This is a genomic window from Corynebacterium mucifaciens, from assembly GCF_012396315.1.
Lineage (GTDB): Bacteria > Actinomycetota > Actinomycetes > Mycobacteriales > Mycobacteriaceae > Corynebacterium > Corynebacterium mucifaciens.
The window spans coordinates 12698-31019 of sequence record NZ_JAAXPF010000003.1 but is presented as its reverse complement, the minus strand read 5'-3'; the positions used below and the strand labels follow the sequence as shown (position 1 = coordinate 31019).

Here is an 18322-nt window from a genome sequence, read left to right as displayed (position 1 = left end):
TTGCAAGCCACCCCAACGAAAGGAACCGCCGTGACCGCTGGCATCACCGAGCAGATCAACCAGGACCAGGCAGACCGCGAGCGTTTCGGTTTTCTGGTCAACCCGGATCTGACTTACCGCCGTATCGTCTTCGACGACGATACCGCGCGCGAGACGCTCGGCGGCATGACCGGCGAGGTCGTGGACGTCGCTTTCGACCAGGACGGCAACCGCTTCCACGCCATCTTCCGCCCCGATGCGGTGCAGCACGGCGCGGAGCCGAACCCGGTGGCCTCGCTGGCGCGAAACACCGCCGAGACCGACAACCCCGAGTTCCTCACTGACCCCACCCGCGCGATCTCCGGCCCGGTGATCTTCACCGCGCGCGACGGCGCGAGCGTGGACGAGCGCACCATCGACAAGGTGCTCCAGGCAATTCGTGCGGTGGAAAACTACCGCGACGACAACGCGGAGGAATTCGAGCTCTGGCGCAACGCGGTGAAGAACCGCTAGGTCTGCCTGCTCGCCTGGCCTGTGGTTGTTGGCTGGCACTCTCGGGGGTAGAGTGCCAAAGCAGGTTGTGTGAAGCACAGTTGTTCACCCGCGACGACGGCTGCGCCTCTTCAGACCTGAACTGTTGAATCATTCACCAATGAAAGGTTGCTGATCATGGCAAACGTCAACATCAAGCCGCTGGAGGACAAGGTCCTCGTCCAGATCGCCGAAGCTGAGACCACCACCGCGTCCGGCCTGGTTATCCCGGATTCCGCTGCGGAGAAGCCGCAGGAAGCCGTCGTCATCGCCGTCGGCCCGGGCCGCCTGGACGACAACGGCAACCGCGTCGCCGTGGACGTGAAGGAGGGCGACACCGTCGTCTTCTCCAAGTACGGCGGCACCGAGCTGAAGTACGGCGGCGAGGAGTACCTACTCCTGTCCGCACGTGACCTGCTCGCCGTCGTCGAGAAGTAAGCCGGAAGTAACACACAATGGCAAAACTCATCGCATTTGATCAGGAAGCTCGCGAGGGCATCCAGCGCGGCGTGGACACGCTCGCCGACGCGGTGAAGGTCACCCTTGGTCCCCGCGGCCGCAACGTCGTGCTGTCGAAGTCTTGGGGCGGCCCGACCGTCACGAACGACGGCGTGACCATCGCACGCGACATCGACCTCGAGGATCCGTTTGAGAACCTCGGTGCGCAGCTGGTGAAGTCCGTCGCAGTGAAGACGAACGACACCGCCGGCGACGGCACCACCACCGCGACGCTGCTGGCCCAGGCGCTCGTCGCCGAGGGCCTGCGCAACGTCGCTGCTGGCGCGAACCCGATCGAGCTGAACAAGGGCATCAAGGCTGCGGCCGACAAGGTCGTCGACGAGCTCAAGGCCCGCGCGACCGACGTGCAGTCCTCCGCCGAGATCGCCAACGTGGCCACCGTGTCCTCGCGCGATCCGGAGGTCGGCGAGATGGTTGCAGGCGCCATGGACAAGGTGGGCAAGGACGGTGTGCTCACCGTTGAGGAGTCCCAGTCCATCGACTCGTACGTGGACCTCACCGAGGGCATCTCCTTTGACAAGGGCTTCCTCTCCCCGTACTTCATGACGGACCCGGACGCCGGCCAGGCCGTGCTGGAAAACGCGCGCGTGCTGCTGGTGCGCGGCAAGATTTCGTCCCTGCCGGACTTCCTGCCGCTGCTGGAGCAGGCCGCGTCCGAGTCCGTGTCGCTGTTCGTGGTGGCCGAGGACATCGAGGGCGAAGCGCTGCAGGCGCTAGTGGTCAACTCCATCCGCAAGATCCTCAAGGTCGTCGCCGTGAAGTCGCCGTACTTCGGCGAGCGCCGCAAGGCGTTTATGGACGACCTGGCGGTGGTCACCGCAGCGACCGTGATCGACCCTGAGGTTGGCATCAACCTCAAGGACGCCACGCTGGAGCAGCTCGGCTCCGCCCGCCGTGTGACGGTGACCAAGGACGACACCGTCATCGTCGACGGCGCCGGCACCGCCGAGGCCGTGGAGGACCGCCGCAACCAGATCCGCCGCGAGATCGAGTCCACCGACTCGACCTGGGACAGGGAGAAGGCGGAAGAGCGTCTGGCCAAGCTCTCCGGCGGCGTGGCCGTGCTGCGCGTCGGCGCAGCCACCGAGACGGAGCAAAACGAGCGCAAGCTGCGCGTCGAAGACGCCATCAACGCTGCCCGCGCGGCGGCCGAAGAGGGCATCATCGCCGGCGGTGGTTCCGCACTCGTGCAGATTGCCAAGGAGCTCGAGGCGTTTGCCGAGGGCTTCGAGGGCGAGCAGAAGACCGGTGTGCTGGCCGTGGCCCGCGCCCTGTCCAAGCCGGCCTACTGGATCGCCGACAACGCAGGCCTCGACGGTGCTGTGGTGGTGTCCAAGGTGGCTGAGCTGGGCAACGGCGAGGGCTTCAACGCCGCCACGCTCGAGTACGGCAACCTCCTCGAGCAGGGCATCATCGACCCGGTGAAGGTCACCCACAACGCGGTGGTCAACGCCGCTTCGGTGGCCCGCATGGTGCTCACCACGGAGGCATCTGTGGTGACCAAGCCCGCAGAGGAAGACGAGCACGAGGGTCACGCGCACTAGGGTGGCGCGGCCGAAGGTTCGTCGATAAGCAACAAGCCCCAGCATGCGTGCTGGGGCTTGTTTCGTACGCGGTTACTTCGCGGAAGCGGCCGCGACCTCCATCTTGCCGGCGGCGCCGCGCAGCACTGCGGAGCGCTCGGACTCGCTCATGCCGCCCCAGATGCCGTACGGCTCGGCGACGCGCAGGGCGTGCTCGCGGCACTGGCTCAGCACCGGGCACTCAAAGCAGATGGCCTTGGCGCGGTTCTCGCGCTGCGCGCGCGCCCGGCCGCGCTCCCCGTCGGGGTGGTAGAAAATCTCGGACGCCTCCCCCCGGCACTTGCTGTGTAGCTGCCAATCCCAGAAATCGGCGTTTGGCCCGGGAAGCTGGTGCGGCAAAGACATATTCTGCAATGCTCCTTTGGAAAGTACCTTTGACGGGGAACCGCACATGAGTGTGGACTGCCTGGGTTAACGCTCGGTGTCGTCGCGGTTACCACCGGTTGTACCGCGGCCGGCGGAGCTGAAAATAATCCGTTCTAACTGCGGGAACGTCGCTGGTTACGTGCAGATGAATTCCTGGCAAAAGATCGGTAGCGCGACGGAACCGCCTGTGATGTTTATGATGGACGGGTTACGCGAAACTGGAAGCGCACTCGCAGGAAGGAGAGGCGCGTGGCCGCAGGCGACGAGGATGTCGAGCTCGCTGACCTGGTCCCCGGCGCTGTCGCAGGCGACAGGCGGGCGCTGCAGCGCATCATCTCCATCATTCACCCGCGCGTGCTGCGCTACGCCAGGGCACGCATCGGGGGCGGTCGTACACCCACCCCCGAGGACGTAGCCCAGGAAATTTGCCTGGCGGTGGCGACGAGCATCGACCGCTACACGGACACCGGCAAGCCGTTCATGGCATACGTCTACGGGATCGCGTTTAACAAGGTCGCGGACGCGCACCGCTCGCTGGCGCGGGACAAACTCAGCCCGGTGGAGGAGGTGCCGGACACGGAAGTGGCTGCGACGACGCCGGAAGACGCCGCGCTCGTCGCCGCCGGCAGTAACGCTGTCCGCGCATTGCTCGATTCACTCAACGAAAAGGCCCGCGACATCGTGATTCTGCGGGTGTTTGTGGGCCTGTCCGCGGAGGAGACAGCGGAAGTGGTGGGTAGTACCCCTGGTGCGGTGCGCGTGGCCCAACACCGTGCGCTGGCCAAACTGCGCAAACAACTGGAAGGACGGCAGGCGGAGCTATGACACCACGCAACGGGTCTACCGAACCTGGCATGGACGAGTTCGCGTCCAGCGACGCGTTTATCGACGCGCTGTCGCGTGGCGACGATCCTTCGGGCGGCGCCGACCCCCTCGCAGCAGCCCTCCTTGAGCTCAAGGCGGATATCGACCGGCCGCTGCCGCCGGCACCGCAGCTGGACGCCGGGCAGTCGCCGGCAGGTAACGTCGCCTCCCTGGAGGCCGCGCGCGACGCGAAACGCAAGCGCCAGCTCAGCCCCTGGCTGGCCGGATTGATGGGCGCGGCTGCTGCCACCGCGATCTCCGTCGGCACCGGGACGACCCCGTTTGGCCAGGGTGCCCAGGATGACTCCACGGTGGTGGAGTTGGCTACCACCCTCGACGAGCTCGAAGTGGCCAGCCAGCGCGGCGACGAGGCGGCGACCCGCGACCTGCTGGAGCAGGCGCGGGGTTTGGTGGCGTCCATGAAAGACCGCCAGCACCGCGCGGGTAAGGGCGATGACTCTGAGGCGGTGACGACGGTGACGACGGTGACGACTACGGTGACCAGCACTGTCACCACGACGAGCTCCCAGGCGCCCGACAAGACCGCCCCGGAGCAGGTGCCCGACGAGCCCACTCCGGCGCAGCAGCCCACGCAGGCGCCGCAGACTCCGGCACGGCCGACGCAGCCTGAGCAACCCGAGCAGCCAGCGCAAACGGGGCAGTCTGGTCAGCCTGCCCAGCGGCCGTCGACGCAGCCGGGCAGGACTTCGGCCACCGGTTCGCCGACGCCGGGTTCAGGCGTGGCTTCCGCTCCGGCGGGCGATTCTGACACCGGAAGCAATACTCCGGCAGCCACGGTGTAGCAGCCCGCGCAGCCGGCTCCGGCCGGGGGCGAAGTGGCGCCGGAGGCGCTCCGGAATATGAGCAGCTCTTAGCGCCCCTCCAGGCCGTCGAGGTAGCCCATGGCGTAGTCCCAGGGCACGTACGCCTCGACGTTGGGGTTGGCGCTGGGTTCGTGTACCGGGGGTAGCTGATTGTTCAGCGAGGCGATCATGTTTTGTTCCATGATCTCCCAGTCGTAGTAGTGCACCTGGTCGCAGTCTTCGCACAGGAAGGACACACCGAGGATGCCGCGGGGCTTCAACATGCGCTGCGCATCTCTCACGTGCGAAAGGTCTTGGATCACCGCGACTCGCTCCTCGGGCGACAGCGGCTCGGCGTGCTCCTCGTCGTCGATGAAGGATGCCGGGTCGTTGGGGTCGTCCGCGAACGGGTCCAGTGGCATCATGTCGTCGTAGTTCACCCATGTAAGCCTATACGGTGTGGCAAACCGCCCAGGTGCCTCGGCCACGGTCCCGTTGAACTGGGCGGGAAAGGCGGCGCTTGCGGCGCGTTATATCATGGCGGAAAACATCCGCGCGGGAGAGGAGACTGTAGGCGATGGCTATTGAGCGTGTATGGACTGGTGGGGACGATCCGGACAAGGTAGCCCTGCGTGGCCTGACCTTCGACGACGTGCTGCTGCTGCCGGCGGAATCCCACATCGTTCCGTCCGAGGTGAGCACGGCCTCCCAGTTCACCCGAAACATCCGCCTGGGCATGCCCATCGCCTCCGCCGCCATGGACACCGTCACCGAGTCGCGCATGGCGATCGCGATGGCGCGCCAGGGCGGCATCGGCGTGGTACACCGCAACCTCAGCGCCCAGGACCAGGCAGAGCACGTGGACATTGTGAAGCGCTCCGAATCCGGCATGGTGTCCAACCCGGTCACCGCCACCCCGGAGATGATCCTGGAGGAAGTGGACACCCTGTGCGCCCGCTTCCACATCTCGGGTCTGCCCGTGGTGGATGATGCCGGCCGCTTGGTGGGCATCATCACCAACCGCGACATGCGTTTCGAGGCGGACTTCCAGCGCAAGGTGGCAGAGGTGATGACGCCGATGCCGCTGGTGGTGGCACCGGAGGGCGTCGATAAGCAGGAAGCGCTCGCGTTGCTGTCCTCGAACAAGGTGGAGAAGCTGCCCATCGTGGCTAACGACGGCACCCTCGCCGGGCTGATCACCGTGAAGGACTTTGTGAAGAGCGAGCAATACCCGAACGCGTCTAAGGACGCGGACGGCCGCCTGCTTGTCGCTGCCGGCGTGGGCACCGGCGAGGACTCGTTCGATCGCGCAGGCCTGCTCGTGGAGGCCGGCGTCGACGCGCTCGTGGTGGATTCCGCCCACGCGCACAACAACCGGGTGCTGGAAATGGTCTCGCGCGTGAAGAAGGAGTTCGGGGATCGCGTCGACGTCATCGGCGGCAACCTGGCTACCCGAAGCGCCGCGCAGGCCATGATCGACGCCGGCGCGGACGCCATCAAGGTGGGTATCGGCCCGGGCTCCATCTGCACCACCCGCGTGGTGGCGGGTGTGGGCGCGCCTCAGATCACGGCGATCCTCGAGGCATCCGTGCCTGCCAAGGCAGCGGGCGTGCCCGTCATCGCCGACGGCGGCATGCAGTTCTCCGGCGACGTGGCCAAGGCGCTGGCCGCTGGCGCGTCGACGGTGATGCTCGGCTCGATGCTCGCCGGCACCGCGGAAGCCCCGGGCGAGATCGTCGTGGTGGGCGGCAAGCAGTACAAGCGCTACCGCGGCATGGGCTCCATGGGCGCCATGCAGGGCCGCGGCCTGACGGGCGAAAAGCGGTCCTTCTCCAAGGACCGCTACTTCCAGGCCGACGTGACCAGCGAGGATAAGCTGGTTCCGGAGGGCATCGAGGGGCGCGTGCCGTTCCGTGGCGAGCTGGACTCCATCACCCACCAGATCGTCGGCGGCCTGCGCGCGGCGATGGGCTACACGGGCGCAGCCTCCATCGAGGAGCTGCAGACGAAGCAGTTCGTCCAGATCACCACCGCCGGCCTGCGCGAGTCGCACCCGCACGACATCACGCAGACCGTCGAAGCGCCGAACTACCGCCAGTAGGGGACAGGCACATGCGCGACTACGTGGAAATCGGCCTCGGGCGGGAAGCCCGCAGGGCGTACGACCTCGACGACATCTCGATCGTGCCCAAGCGCCGTACGCGGTCCTCGAAGGATGTTGACACGAGCTGGCACATCGACGCCTACACCTTTGACATCCCGCTGGTTTCCCACCCGACCGACGCCCTGGCCAGCCCCGAGTTTGTCATCGAAATGGGCAAGCAGGGCGGTCTCGGCGTGATCGACGCCGAGGGGCTGTGGGGCCGCCACGCGGACCTCGAGCGCGCGGTGCGGCAGGTCGTGGATTCCCACGAGGACTCGTGGGGCATCGACTCGCAGGAGAAGTACCAGGAGTACATCGACTCCGGCGAGCGCTCGGTGCGCACCCTGCAGGAGCTCCACGCCGCGGAACTCGACCGGGATCTGCTCGCTGAGCGGATCGCGCAGGTGCGCGACTCCGGCGTGACGGTGGCAGTGCGCGTGAGCCCGCAGAACGCGCGCGAACTGGCCCCGGTGGTCGTCGCCGCAGGCACCGAGATCCTGTTCATTCAGGGCTCCATCATCTCCGCCGAGCACGTGCAGCAGGGCGGGGAAGCGCTGAACCTCAAGGAGTTCGTGGGTTCCCTCGACGTGCCGGTCATCGCCGGTGGGGTGTACGACTACTCCACGGCGACGCACCTCATGCGCGCTGGTGTCGCCGGTGTGATCGTGGGATCGGGCCACACCAGCACGGTTGTGCAGGTGCCCATGGCCACTGCGATCGCAGACGTGGCGGCCGCCCGCCGCGACTACCTAGACGAGACCGGTGGGCGCTACGTGCACGTGCTCGCGGATACCGCCCTGTCTGAGCCGGGCGCCATCGCCCTCGCCATCGCCTGCGGGGCCGACGCAGTGATGCTCGGCCGGACCCTCGCGCAGGCCTCCGAAGCCGCTGCCGGCGGGGTGTACTGGGAGGCCCAGGCCGCGCACCCGCGTTTTCCGCGCGGCGACGTGCACCGGGATCCGGGCGCCGGGTTGGGCGTCCCGCTGGAGACGGTGCTGTTCGGCCCGTCGAGCGACCCGCTGGGCAGCCTCAACGTCGTCGGGGGCTTGAAGCGGATCATGGCGAAGTGCGGCTACACCGACGTCAAGGCCTTCCAGAAGGCCGACCTGGTCATCCGTAGCTGAAGCGACGGCCCCGGGCACGCGCAGTTGGGTCTGGGCGGCGATCGACTAGGATCTGGGCTTGTGAATACTCCGCAAGCCCGCCCTGTCCTTGTCCTTGATTTCGGCGCGCAGTACGCGCAGCTGATCGCCCGCCGCGTGCGCGAGGCGAACGTGTTCTCCGAGGTGGTGCCGTCCACCATCACCGCAGCTGAGGTCCGCGAGAAGGACCCGCAGGCGCTGATTCTCTCCGGTGGCCCGTCGTCGGTGTACGAAGAGGGTGCGCCCCAGCTGGACCAGGAGATCTTCGAGCTGGGCCTGCCGATCTTCGGCATCTGCTACGGCTTCCAGATCATGACCCGCGCGCTCGGCGGCGAGGTAGCCAAGACCGGCGCGCGCGAGTACGGCCGCACGCAGATGCGTATCGACGGAGGCATTCTGCACGCCGGCCTTTCCGACGAGCACCCGGTCTGGATGTCCCACGGCGACTCGGTCACCCGCGCCCCGGAGGGCTTCGAGGTCACCGCATCTACCCCGGGCGCACCGGTTGCGGCATTCGAGGACGCCTCCCGCAGGCTCGCGGGCGTGCAGTACCACCCGGAGGTCATGCACTCGCCCCACGGCCAAGAGGTGCTCACCCGCTTCCTCACCGAGATCGCAGGCCTGGAGCAGAACTGGACCGCCTCTAACATCGCCGAGCAGCTCATTGCGGACGTGCGTGAGCAGGTCGGTGACGGCCGCGCGATCTGTGGCCTGTCCGGCGGCGTGGACTCTGCCGTCGCGGCGGCGCTGGTGCAGCGCGCCATCGGCGACCGACTCACCTGCGTGTTCGTGGACCACGGCCTGCTGCGCCAGGGTGAGCGCGAGCAGGTGGAGACCGACTTCGTTGCAGCCACCGGCGCGAAGCTGGCCACCGTCGACGAGCGCGAGGCGTTTTTGAACAAGCTGGCCGGCGTGACCGAGCCGGAGGCGAAGCGCAAGGCCATCGGCGCGGAGTTCATCCGCGCCTTCGAGCGCGCTGTTGCCGGCGTGCTGGAAGGCCAGCAGGTGGACTACCTGGTTCAGGGCACCCTGTACCCGGACGTGGTGGAGTCCGGCGGCGGCACCGGCACCGCCAACATCAAGAGCCACCACAACGTCGGCGGCCTGCCGGACGACGTCGAGTTCGAGCTCGTTGAGCCGCTGCGCCTGCTGTTCAAGGACGAGGTCCGTGCGGTCGGCCGCGAACTGGGCCTTCCTGAAGTCATCGTGAACCGACAGCCGTTCCCGGGGCCGGGCCTGGGCATCCGCATCATCGGCGAGGTGACCGCGGAGCGCCTAGAGACGCTGCGCGCCGCCGACGCCATCGCGCGCGAGGAGCTCACCCGCGCGGGCCTGGACGAGCAGATCTGGCAGTGCCCGGTCGTGCTGCTCGCCGACGTGCGCTCGGTGGGCGTGCAGGGCGACGGACGCACGTACGGCCACCCGATCGTGCTGCGCCCGGTCGCTTCTGAGGACGCCATGACCGCGGACTGGGTGCGCATCCCCTACGAGACGCTCGAGGTGATCTCCACCCGCATCACCAACGAGGTGGCCGACGTCAACCGCGTGGTGCTGGACGTGACCTCCAAGCCGCCGGCCACCATCGAGTGGGAGTAGGCCGCTCAGCACGGCGCTGCTAGAGCACGCCCGCCTGGACCAGCAACGACCGCGCCGTCTTGTCCGTCTCCTGCAGCATCAGCGGGTCGGTGCCCGGCATGGGGGAGATGGTGGTGTCCGCCCACTGCTTGCCGGTGGGGATGCCGACGATGTGCAGTCGCGCGTCCAGCTCGCCGTCGGGGCGGATGGTGCGGCGGGTGGCCCCGTCGGTTTCAGGGGAGGCGGTTTCCACGCCACCCGGTGCGAAGGGGCGCACGCGGCCCGCCTCGCGCAACGAGGAGGTCAGCGGGTCGGGGGAGGTGCGTACGTCCGGGCCGGGCAGGAACGCGTCGGCAAGCGCGGTGGCGGTCGCCGTCCGCGCGTGGCTAATGGCCGTGTACCTGCCGTCAGCGGCCTCGACCACGGGGTCGGGGCCGAGGAAGGTGATTAGGCCGGCGTCGAAAAGCGCGAGCAGCTCGCGGGTGCGGAACAGCGGCGGACCGGAGCCGACCATCTGGCCGAACGCCATGTACTGCGACAGCGCGGCCTCGCGGGGGCCGCGTCCGTTCTGGGTGGCGATCGCGCTGGGCTTGCGGCCGGCGGAGATGGCCCACAGGCCGGCCTTGAGCGGGGAGTCCCAGGCGCTCACGGCTTCGGTGATGTCGACTTCCATGCCTTCAGCGATGCGGCGGTTCAGCTCCTCCAGGTCCAGCTTTTCGGTGCCGGCGAGGGGGTCGACCCACGCGGCCATGTCGAACGGTTCGGTGCTCATGCCGTCGAGAGCGGCGGTCAGCGCGTTCGCGACCGTCAGGATGTCGTCAGGGGATGCGGCGGCAGCAAGGTCGGTGGCGTCGATGGCCGTGAGGATGGCGTCGAGAGGCACCTTGAGCGCTCCGGGACGCACCCGCGAAAGCACGCGGTAGTACTCGGCGTAGGAGTCGCGGGCAAGCGCGGGCCACAGGTCGCGGCCGAAGGACACGGGCGCAGCGGTAGCCTCGATAGCCGCTCGCAGACGGGTGAGGTCTGCCTTCGGAGGTAGGGAGTGGTACTCGGACTTGGGCAGGTACGGGTAGCCGCGGCCGGAAGTGACCACGAAGTGCGGCTCCCGCCCGGTGGCCTCGTAGCGCAGGCCGGAGCGGGCGGCGGGATCGTCGACGAAGCGGCCGCCACGGTCGATGGTGGTCAGCGCCATGAGGTCGAAAAAGCCCATGCCCATGCCGCGCACGAGCACCCGCTCACCGGCTTGCAAGCGGGAAACCTCCTGCTCGACGGGGTTGCCGGGCGCGATGTAGGTGAGGCCGGATTGCGCGAACGCTTGCTGGGCCGGTGTGGGCGCGGGGAGTACCCAGCCGGAGGCGATAACCGTGGCGTCGGCATGGACGACCGCGCCGTCTGCGAGGGTGATGGCGTCCCGGTCGCCCTCGGCTGCGAAGGAAACCGCGCGGGAGTGGTGCTCCACTACCTCCACGCCCGCCGGTAGCTGCGCGAGCGCCACCTTCCACACCCAGCGCAGGTACTCGCCGTACAGCGCCCGGGACGGGTTGGATTCGGGGCGCGTCGCGCGCAGTTCTTCGGTGAACTGGTCGGGGAGGGTAGCACCGAAGGCGTCGATAAGCGGGTGGCTCCGCTCGCCGCGCAGGGCCTGGACCCATTCGTACATGGTGGGGCCTTCGAACACGGGGGCGCCGACGGTCGCGCCGGGTTCGGTGAATAGTGTGACCGCGCCGGCGAGGGTGTTCATGCAGAGCGTGCGGGTTTGCTCGGTCTCCCAAACGCGGCCTGCGCCGAGCTGGGCGTCGTCGATGATGTGGAGCGTCACGGACCCGCCGCCGCGTTCCTTGAGGTACGCGGCGATGCGTTCGGTGATGGAGATCCCCCGCGGTCCTGCTCCGATGATTGCGATGGATGCTCCCACAGTGCTCTACCTCCACGATGTGTGCGGGTGTAATGGTCGTAAGTAGACAGTTCAGTCTATTTCCTCAGAACCAGCTTGTCTAACAATGGTAAGGTGCTGTGCACAACCGAGGAAAGAGGACAAAAACGTGCCTAGAACAAAGGTAGCTGCGCCGCTGACACTCGGCGTAGCGGCCAGCCTGCTCGCCGGATGCGCCGCTGGGCTGGACAGTGCGGACAGTGCGGACACCAACGTGCTGACGTACCTGGAGTCCAACTGGTTTAACAGCCTCTACCCGCCAGCGGCCGGCTTTTACCCCAACGGAGGCGTGGTCAACCAGCTGACGGACCGCCTGCTCTACCAAGACCCGGAGACGCTGGAGCTGGAGCCCTGGATTGCCACAGAGCTGCCGGAAATCAACGAGGATGCAACCGTGTTCACGTTCAACATCCGCACCGATGTGACGTACTCCGACGGCACGCCCATGACGGCGCAAAACATCGTGGATAACTTCGACCTCTACGGCTTGGGGGACAAGGAGCGGCTACTCAACGTCTCTGAACAGATCTCCAACTACGAGCGTGGCGAGGTGGTGGACGAGGACACAGTGCGGTTCTACTTCTCCGCGCCCTCGCCCGGCTTCGCGCAGGCGACATCCACCTACAACGCGGGCCTGCTCGCAGATTCGTCGCTCAAACTGCGCAACGAGGACTTCGGCCCCGGCGGCGCGGACAACGTCATCGGCTCCGGCCCGTTCGTGGTGGAGAGCGAGACGCTGGGCACCGACCTCGTGCTCAACGCGCGCGAGGACTACGACTGGGCGCCGCCGTCGCTGGAGCACCAGGGTCGCGCGCGCCTGGACGGCATCCACTACACCTTGGCGGCGGAAGAGGCGGTGCGCTCCGGCGCGCTGCTCTCCGGCCAGGCGGATATCGCGCGCACCATTTCCCCGCCGGTGGAGCGGCACCTGAAAGACGAGGGGGTGCAGGTGGTCGCCGCCACCGCGAACGGTATGGCCAACCAGCTCGCGCTGCGCTTCGACCACCCGCTGCTGCAGGACATCCGCGTGCGCCAGGCCATCATCCACGGCGTCAACCGCGAGGAGATCATCCGCATCCTGCTGTCGGATTCCTACCCGCTGGCCACCTCGTCCATGACCTCGAAGGCACTGGGGTACGCCGAGCAGCCTGGCGCGTACACCTACGACCCGCAAGCCTCGCGCGAGCTTCTCGACGCCGCCGGCTGGATCCCCGGGCCCGACGGCATCCGCGAGAAGGACGGCCAGCGCCTGAGTCTGTGGGTCAACCACGCCCTGCCGCAGCCGCGCTCGAAAGAGATTGTCACGATGATGCAGTCCGACCTGCGCGAGCTGGGCATCGAGCTGAACATGGTGGCCGGCGACCGCGCCACGCAAAACGCCGCGCAGAAGGACATCAACCGCGTGCAGCTCATGCACTCCATGGTGGGCCGCGCGGACTACGACGTGATCGAGTCATTCCTGGCCGTGGACCGCCGCGACTCGTTGCTGAACAACGCGGGCGACGGCCAGCCGATCGACGCGGAGCTGGAGGAGCTTTTGCACAAGGTCGTCTCCACCCCGGACGACGCCGGGCGCGCCGCCGCGTCCAAGGCGGTGCAGGACCACCTGACGGCAAACGCCTACGTGTTGCCGCTGTTCGAGGAGCCCCAGGTGTACGCCCTCGCGCCGCACGTGAAGGGCTTCGCCACCGAGGCGGTGGCCCGCCCGAGCTTCTACTCGGTGTACATCGACCGCGAGGAGGACAACTGATGGGCAAATTCGTGCTCAAACGCATCGGGCAGGCGCTTGTCGTCCTGCTGCTGGCCTACACGCTGGCCTTTTTCCTGCTGTCCGCGCTGCCTTCCGACGGCGTTGCCGCCCGCTACGCGGACCCGGCCTTGGGCCTGTCCCAGGCGGAGATCGAGCAGATCCGCGAGCAAATGGGCGTGGATAAACCGCTGGTTGAGCAGTACTTCGCCACCCTCGGCGGGTTGTTCACCGGCGACCTCGGTTACTCGGTGGCCTCCGGCACGCCGGTGGTTGACCTAATCGCCGAGGCCGCGCCGCACACGCTCGCGCTCGCCGCGGCGTCCATCGGACTTGCCATCGTGGTCGCGCTGGCCACCGCGTACGCGGCCACGCTGCCCGGCACCGGCGCGCTGCGCAGCGTCGTTCGCTCCCTGCCGTCGTTTATGGTCTCGCTGCCCGGGTTCTGGATTGCCATCCTGCTGCTGCAGTTCTTCTCCTTCCGCCTCGGCTGGGTCAACGTGGTTGACCCGACCCCGCTGGAAGGGCTGATTCTGCCCACGCTCACCCTGGCCGTGCCCATGGCGGCACCGCTCATGCAGGTGCTCATCCGCTCCATCGACGAGGTCCGCGCCCAGCCCTTCGTCCAGGTCGTCCGCGCCCGCGGCGCGAGCGAGGCGCGCATTTTCTGGCGCGACGTGCTGCGCAACTCCCTGCTGCCGGCGATCACCATGGCGGGCCTGCTCTTCGGCGAGCTGGTCGGTGGCGCTGTGGTCACCGAGACCGTCTTCGGCCGCGCCGGGCTGGGCTCGCTCACCGTCAACGCCGTGTCCAGCCGCGACACCCCGGTGCTGCTTGGTGTGGTGCTCATCGCCGCCACCGCCTACGTGGTGATCAACCTGATCGTCGACCTGCTCTACCCGGTGCTGGACGTGCGCCTGCGCGACGCCGGGAACGCCACCGGCACCGCAAATACCGCGAAGGAGGCTGTCCGATGACTACCGCCAACCTGGCACGCGGCCAGCGCGCCCCACAGAAGGAGCACGGCCCGCGCCGGCACCGAAAGCACCGGCGCTGGAGCTCGCCCGCGACGGTCCTCTCAATCGTCGTGCTGGCAATCGCGGCACTGTGGGCTATCGCCCCCAGCGTGTTCGCGCCCGAGGACCCGTACACGGGCTTAGACGTCGCCCTGCTCGCCCCGAGCGGCGAGCACATCTTCGGCACCGACGCGGTGGGCCGCGACCTGTTCTCCCGCGTCGTGTACGGCGCGCGCCAGTCGCTGCTTGGCGCGCTGATCGCCGTCGCCGTCGGCCTCGTGCTGGGCACTCTGATCGGTCTGATCGCCGGCACGCAGCGTGGCTGGGTAGACACCGTGCTCATGCGCCTAGTTGATGTCTTGCTGGCCATCCCCGGCATCCTGCTGTCGCTGTCCATCATCATCGTCACCGGCTTCGGCTCGCTGCAGGCGGCGTTTGCTGTCGGTATGACGTCCGTGGCCACGTTTGCGCGCCTCGCCCGCTCCCAGGTGATCCAGATCGCCGGCGCGGACTACGTTGAGGCCGCGTACGGCTCCGGCGCTACGCAGGCCCAGGTGCTGCTGCGCCACGTGCTGCCCAATTCGCTCACCCCGGTGCTGGCGCTGGCAGCCCTGCAGTTCGGCACCGCCATTTTGCAGCTGTCCATCCTGGGCTTCCTCGGCTATGGTGCGCCGCCGCCGGTTCCCGAGTGGGGCCTGCTCATCGCGGAAGGCCGCGACTACATGGCCACCGCCTGGTGGCTGATCCTGCTGCCCGGTCTGGCCATCGTGGCCACCGTGATGTCCGCCAACCACCTGTCCCAGGTGATCCAACAGGAAGGTGATGTGAAGTGAGTACGCCCCTGCTTGAGGTCGAGGGCCTCACCGTCGCGTACGGCGACGCGGACCCGGTGGTGCGCGACATCTCGTTTGCTGTGGAGGCAGGCAAGATGACCGCCATCGTGGGCGAGTCCGGCTCCGGCAAAACCACCTCCGCCATGGCTGCGCTGGATCTCCTGGGCGCCGGCGGCACTGTGCTCGGCGGCAGCATCCGGTTCAAGGGCCGGGAGCTGAACAACCTGACCAACGCCGAGTGGCGCAAGCTGCGCGGCAGGAAAATTGGGCTGGTGCCCCAAGATCCGAACAACTCGCTCAACCCGCTGAAGACCATCGGCGCGTCCGTAGAGGACGGGTTGGAGATTCACGGGATGGGGGATGCGGCGGAGCGGCGTCGGCAAGCAATCGCCCTGCTTGAGCGCGTGGGCATCGACGACCCGGAGCGCCGCTACCGCCAGTACCCCCACGAGCTGTCCGGTGGCATGAAGCAGCGCGTGCTCATCGCGGCTGCGGTGGCGCTCGAGCCCGAGGTGCTCATCGCCGACGAACCCACCTCCGCCCTCGACGTGACCGTGCAGAAGACCATCCTGGACCTGCTGGACGAGATGCGCGCGGAGCTGGGCTTGGGCGTCATCTTCATCACCCACGACCTCGCCGTGGCGGGCGACCGCGCGGACGACGTGGTGATCATGGAGCACGGCCGCGTGGTCGAGCACGGGCCCGTGAACGCGGTGCTGCGCAACCCCCAGCAGGAGTACTCCAAGCGGCTGCTGGCCAACGTGCCCTCGCTCGCGGTCGCAGATGCCTATCGACGCCCTCCGGTCGCCCCCGACACCCTGCTCACCGTCGACGGGTTGGCCGTGCGCTACGGCGACTTCACCGCCGTGGAGGACATCTCCTTCGACGTCGCCCGGGGATCCACGCACGCCCTGGTGGGCAGCTCCGGTTCCGGCAAGACCACCACCGGCCGCGCGATCGCCATGTTCAACCGCCCGAGCGCCGGCAGCATCACGCTCGAGGGCACAGAGCTGACCGGCCTGTCGGCGAGGCAGCAGCGCGCGCTTCGCGGGCGGGTGCAGATGGTGTACCAGAACCCGTACTCCTCGCTGGACCCGAAGATGCGCGTCGGCGAGATTGTGGCGGAGCCGCTGCGCAACCTTGCCGGCGCGTCGAAGCGGGAGGCGCTGAAGCGCGCCGAGGAGTACTTGGCGCGCGTGGCGCTGGACCCGGCGCAGTTCGCCTCCCGCACCCCGGCACAGCTCTCGGGCGGGCAGCGTCAGCGCGTGGCCATCGCGCGTGCGCTCATCGTGGAGCCGGAGCTGGTGGTGCTGGACGAGGCCGTGTCTGCGCTGGACGTGACCGTGCAGGCGCAGATCCTGGAGCTACTGGAGGACCTGCAGCGCGAGCTGGGGCTGACCTACGTGTTCATTTCCCACGACCTCGCGGTGGTGCGCCAGATCTCGGATACGGTGAGCGTGTTCAGCCGCGGCCGCCAGGTGGAATACGGGGCGACCAACGAGGTGTTTGCACACCCGAAGCACGAGGTCACCCGCGAGCTCATCAGCGCTATCCCCGGCACCGTCTTCCGCGCCCGACAGTTAGGAGAGTTTGTTGTCTAACCACACTGACATTATTGACACCCTGGCCGAGACCCTGGCCGAACTCGCAGAGCTGCGCCGCCGCCGGCCCGAGGCGGTGGAGAACGCCCAGCGCAGCTTCGAGGCGTTGTTCGAGCCCACCGACGCCTCGCTGGTGGAGGCGCTGCCGGTGTCCACCCGCTACGCCGTCGCAGCCTTCATCGCCGGCGTGTCCGGTGCTACGCGCGCCGCGGAGTTCTACACCGACCTGCTTGCGGACGAGGACGAGTCGCTCGTTGCAGTGGTGGAGGAGGCCGTGCGTGCAGGCGTGTCTGCGGGCCCGTACGCCGGCGGGGACTTCGTGCTGTTCGGCGACGGTGCTTTGGCCGCGGCGCTAGACTTCGCGCACCTGCTCACCTTCCACCCGAAGGACGCGTCACCCGCGGCGATCGGCCACCTGCAGGAGGCAGGCTACAGCGAGGACGCGATTGTCTCGCTCGGCCAGCTGATCGCCTTTGTGGCGTTCCAGCTACGCGTGGTGCACGGGGTGCGGGTGCTGGCTGGCGGCGCGGGGGTGCCGGAGGGCGTCGAGAAGCGAGCTGGCGCCGCTGACCCGGGCTGGACGCCTGCCGCCGCCACCTTGCAGCCCGAGGTGGTCGCGCCCGGGAAGTTTGTGGCGCACCCGCTGGGCTGGAAGCCGTGGGTGGCTCCGCTGGAAAAGGGGGAGCTCACCGATGAGCACATCAACGCGCTGATTAAGCCCGAGCGCGCCGACATGGAGTACTTCCGCCTGCTCGCGCGCGACCCGCAGGCGCTGAAAGCCCGCACGCTGACGGACCTGGACATTTTCTACAACACCGAGGGCGGCCTGGGCCGCGCTGAGCGCGAGCTCGCCGCCACCGTGGCGTCGCGCCTGAACGGCTGCGAGTACTGCGCGTCCGTGCACCAGGGCCGTTCCAAGGAGGAGGGCGGCGACGCGGCGGCCATTGACCGGCTCCTTGACGAAGGCGTGTCCGCCGACCTCGCCTCCGAGTTGTGGAACGCCATCCGCGACGCCGCTGTGGCGCTCACCCGCACGCCGTTCGAGTTCGGTCAGCAGCACGTGGACGCACTACGGGCCGCGGGCCTGGACGATCTGGCGGTACTGGACGTAGTGAACTCGTCCGCGTTTTTCAACTGGGCGAACCGGCTCATGCTCACCCTCGGCGAAGCGGACGTGCCGAAGCGCTACCGCTAGCTTTTTAGCGCTAGACCAGGTCGTTGTTGCCGCTTGGGTCTGCCGGCGGCTCCGGCTGACGCGCGTAGGTGAAGAACCAGACGAAGAAGAACGCGGCGAAGCTGATCAGCGTGCCGCGCACGTCCGATGCCTGGCTCAGCGCGGGCAGGAAGATAATCAGGCCGATAAGTAGCCACCACCCGGGCTTGCGTTCCTCGATTTCGTGCGGGGTGAGCTGCTCCTTCGGTGTGACAATCGCCTTGGCCGGAGTGATGGTCATGCCCACGCGCGGCATGACAAACCAGCACAGCAGGTAGGCGAAGATGCCGCCGCCGAAGACGAGGCTGAGGATGACAAACGCGATACGCACGGCCACAGGATCTACCTTGTAGCGCTGGCCGAAGCCGACGCATATTCCGGCGATGACGGCGCGTCCGCCCGCGTCCTTCGGGATGCGGTGCGGGCGGGTGTCCCACATGTGCTTGAGCGACGTCGATGAATTTTGAGCCATGT

Annotated in this window: 17 protein-coding genes; 13 read left to right on the top strand and 4 right to left on the bottom strand. The window is 67.8% G+C overall.

Annotation, left to right across the window (positions count from 1 at the left end; all coding sequences use genetic code 11):
• The first annotated feature begins 30 nt into the window (after positions 1-30).
• From HF989_RS03460 to groL, 3 genes are all read left to right on the top strand, one after another.
• A complete protein-coding gene (locus HF989_RS03460; protein ID WP_343033536.1) occupies positions 31-492 on the top strand; it encodes a hypothetical protein in 462 nt (153 codons plus the stop codon).
• Positions 493-648: 156 nt separating this feature from the next.
• Positions 649-948, top strand: a complete 300-nt coding sequence (gene groES / locus HF989_RS03455) for a co-chaperone GroES (protein ID WP_038609785.1) — start codon at positions 649-651, stop codon at positions 946-948.
• Between the two features lie 17 nt (positions 949-965).
• Entirely contained in the window at positions 966-2573 is a 1608-nt protein-coding gene (gene groL / locus HF989_RS03450; protein ID WP_168683958.1) for a chaperonin GroEL, read from the top strand.
• Between the two features lie 72 nt (positions 2574-2645).
• Here the strand turns inward: groL and HF989_RS03445 are convergent, their stop codons facing one another.
• A complete protein-coding gene (locus tag HF989_RS03445) occupies positions 2646-2957 on the bottom strand; it encodes a WhiB family transcriptional regulator (RefSeq protein ID WP_168683956.1) in 312 nt (103 codons plus the stop codon).
• A 270-nt stretch (positions 2958-3227) separates the two neighbouring features.
• Between HF989_RS03445 and HF989_RS03440 the strand changes: the two genes are divergently transcribed.
• The gene (locus tag HF989_RS03440; RefSeq protein WP_168683955.1) at positions 3228-3803 is read left to right on the top strand and encodes an RNA polymerase sigma factor ShbA; all 576 of its coding nucleotides are present in this window, start codon (positions 3228-3230) and stop codon (positions 3801-3803) included.
• On the top strand, positions 3800-4645 hold the full coding sequence (locus HF989_RS03435; protein WP_168683954.1) for a hypothetical protein: 846 nt from the start codon (positions 3800-3802) through the stop codon (positions 4643-4645). Before HF989_RS03440 ends, HF989_RS03435 begins: the two co-directional genes overlap by 4 nt.
• A 68-nt stretch (positions 4646-4713) precedes the next feature.
• Here the strand turns inward: HF989_RS03435 and HF989_RS03430 are convergent, their stop codons facing one another.
• Positions 4714-5085, bottom strand: coding sequence for a DUF5319 domain-containing protein (locus HF989_RS03430; RefSeq protein ID WP_038609796.1), 372 nt, complete (start codon positions 5083-5085; stop codon positions 4714-4716).
• Positions 5086-5222: 137 nt separating this feature from the next.
• Between HF989_RS03430 and guaB the strand changes: the two genes are divergently transcribed.
• Genes guaB through guaA form a run of 3 tightly spaced genes read left to right on the top strand, consistent with a single transcriptional unit; the run spans position 5223 to position 9526 of the window.
• The gene (gene guaB, locus HF989_RS03425) at positions 5223-6746 is read left to right on the top strand and encodes an IMP dehydrogenase (protein ID WP_168683953.1); all 1524 of its coding nucleotides are present in this window, start codon (positions 5223-5225) and stop codon (positions 6744-6746) included.
• Between the two features lie 11 nt (positions 6747-6757).
• Complete coding sequence (locus HF989_RS03420; protein WP_168683952.1) at positions 6758-7912, top strand: GuaB3 family IMP dehydrogenase-related protein; 1155 nt, start codon at positions 6758-6760, stop codon at positions 7910-7912.
• 60 nt (positions 7913-7972) lie between these two features.
• Complete coding sequence (guaA, locus tag HF989_RS03415) at positions 7973-9526, top strand: glutamine-hydrolyzing GMP synthase (protein ID WP_168683951.1); 1554 nt, start codon at positions 7973-7975, stop codon at positions 9524-9526.
• Between the two features lie 19 nt (positions 9527-9545).
• On the opposite strand, the gene HF989_RS03410 is transcribed toward guaA, so the two are convergent.
• Entirely contained in the window at positions 9546-11420 is a 1875-nt protein-coding gene (locus HF989_RS03410; protein WP_168683950.1) for an FAD/NAD(P)-binding protein, read from the bottom strand.
• Between the two features lie 85 nt (positions 11421-11505).
• On the opposite strand from HF989_RS03410, the gene HF989_RS03405 reads away from it, so the two are divergent.
• Genes HF989_RS03405 through HF989_RS03385 form a run of 5 tightly spaced genes read left to right on the top strand, consistent with a single transcriptional unit; the run spans position 11506 to position 17830 of the window.
• Complete coding sequence (locus tag HF989_RS03405) at positions 11506-13188, top strand: TIGR04028 family ABC transporter substrate-binding protein (protein ID WP_168683949.1); 1683 nt, start codon at positions 11506-11508, stop codon at positions 13186-13188.
• Positions 13188-14162 carry an ABC transporter permease gene (locus HF989_RS03400; protein WP_168683948.1) on the top strand — a complete coding sequence of 325 codons (975 nt, stop codon included), beginning with the start codon at positions 13188-13190 and terminating at the stop codon, positions 14160-14162. The genes HF989_RS03405 and HF989_RS03400 overlap by 1 nt, the downstream gene beginning before the upstream one ends.
• Complete coding sequence (locus HF989_RS03395; RefSeq protein WP_168683947.1) at positions 14159-15034, top strand: ABC transporter permease; 876 nt, start codon at positions 14159-14161, stop codon at positions 15032-15034. The genes HF989_RS03400 and HF989_RS03395 overlap by 4 nt, the downstream gene beginning before the upstream one ends.
• Positions 15031-16635: a dipeptide ABC transporter ATP-binding protein gene (locus HF989_RS03390; protein WP_168683946.1), complete on the top strand. Its 1605-nt coding sequence runs from the start codon at positions 15031-15033 to the stop codon at positions 16633-16635. The genes HF989_RS03395 and HF989_RS03390 overlap by 4 nt, the downstream gene beginning before the upstream one ends.
• The gene (locus tag HF989_RS03385) at positions 16628-17830 is read left to right on the top strand and encodes an alkylhydroperoxidase domain protein (protein ID WP_168683945.1); all 1203 of its coding nucleotides are present in this window, start codon (positions 16628-16630) and stop codon (positions 17828-17830) included. Before HF989_RS03390 ends, HF989_RS03385 begins: the two co-directional genes overlap by 8 nt.
• Positions 17831-17840: 10 nt before the next feature.
• Here HF989_RS03385 and HF989_RS03380 read toward each other — a convergent pair whose 3' ends face one another.
• A complete protein-coding gene (locus tag HF989_RS03380) occupies positions 17841-18320 on the bottom strand; it encodes a PspC domain-containing protein (RefSeq protein WP_168683944.1) in 480 nt (159 codons plus the stop codon).
• Positions 18321-18322: the final 2 nt, after the last annotated feature.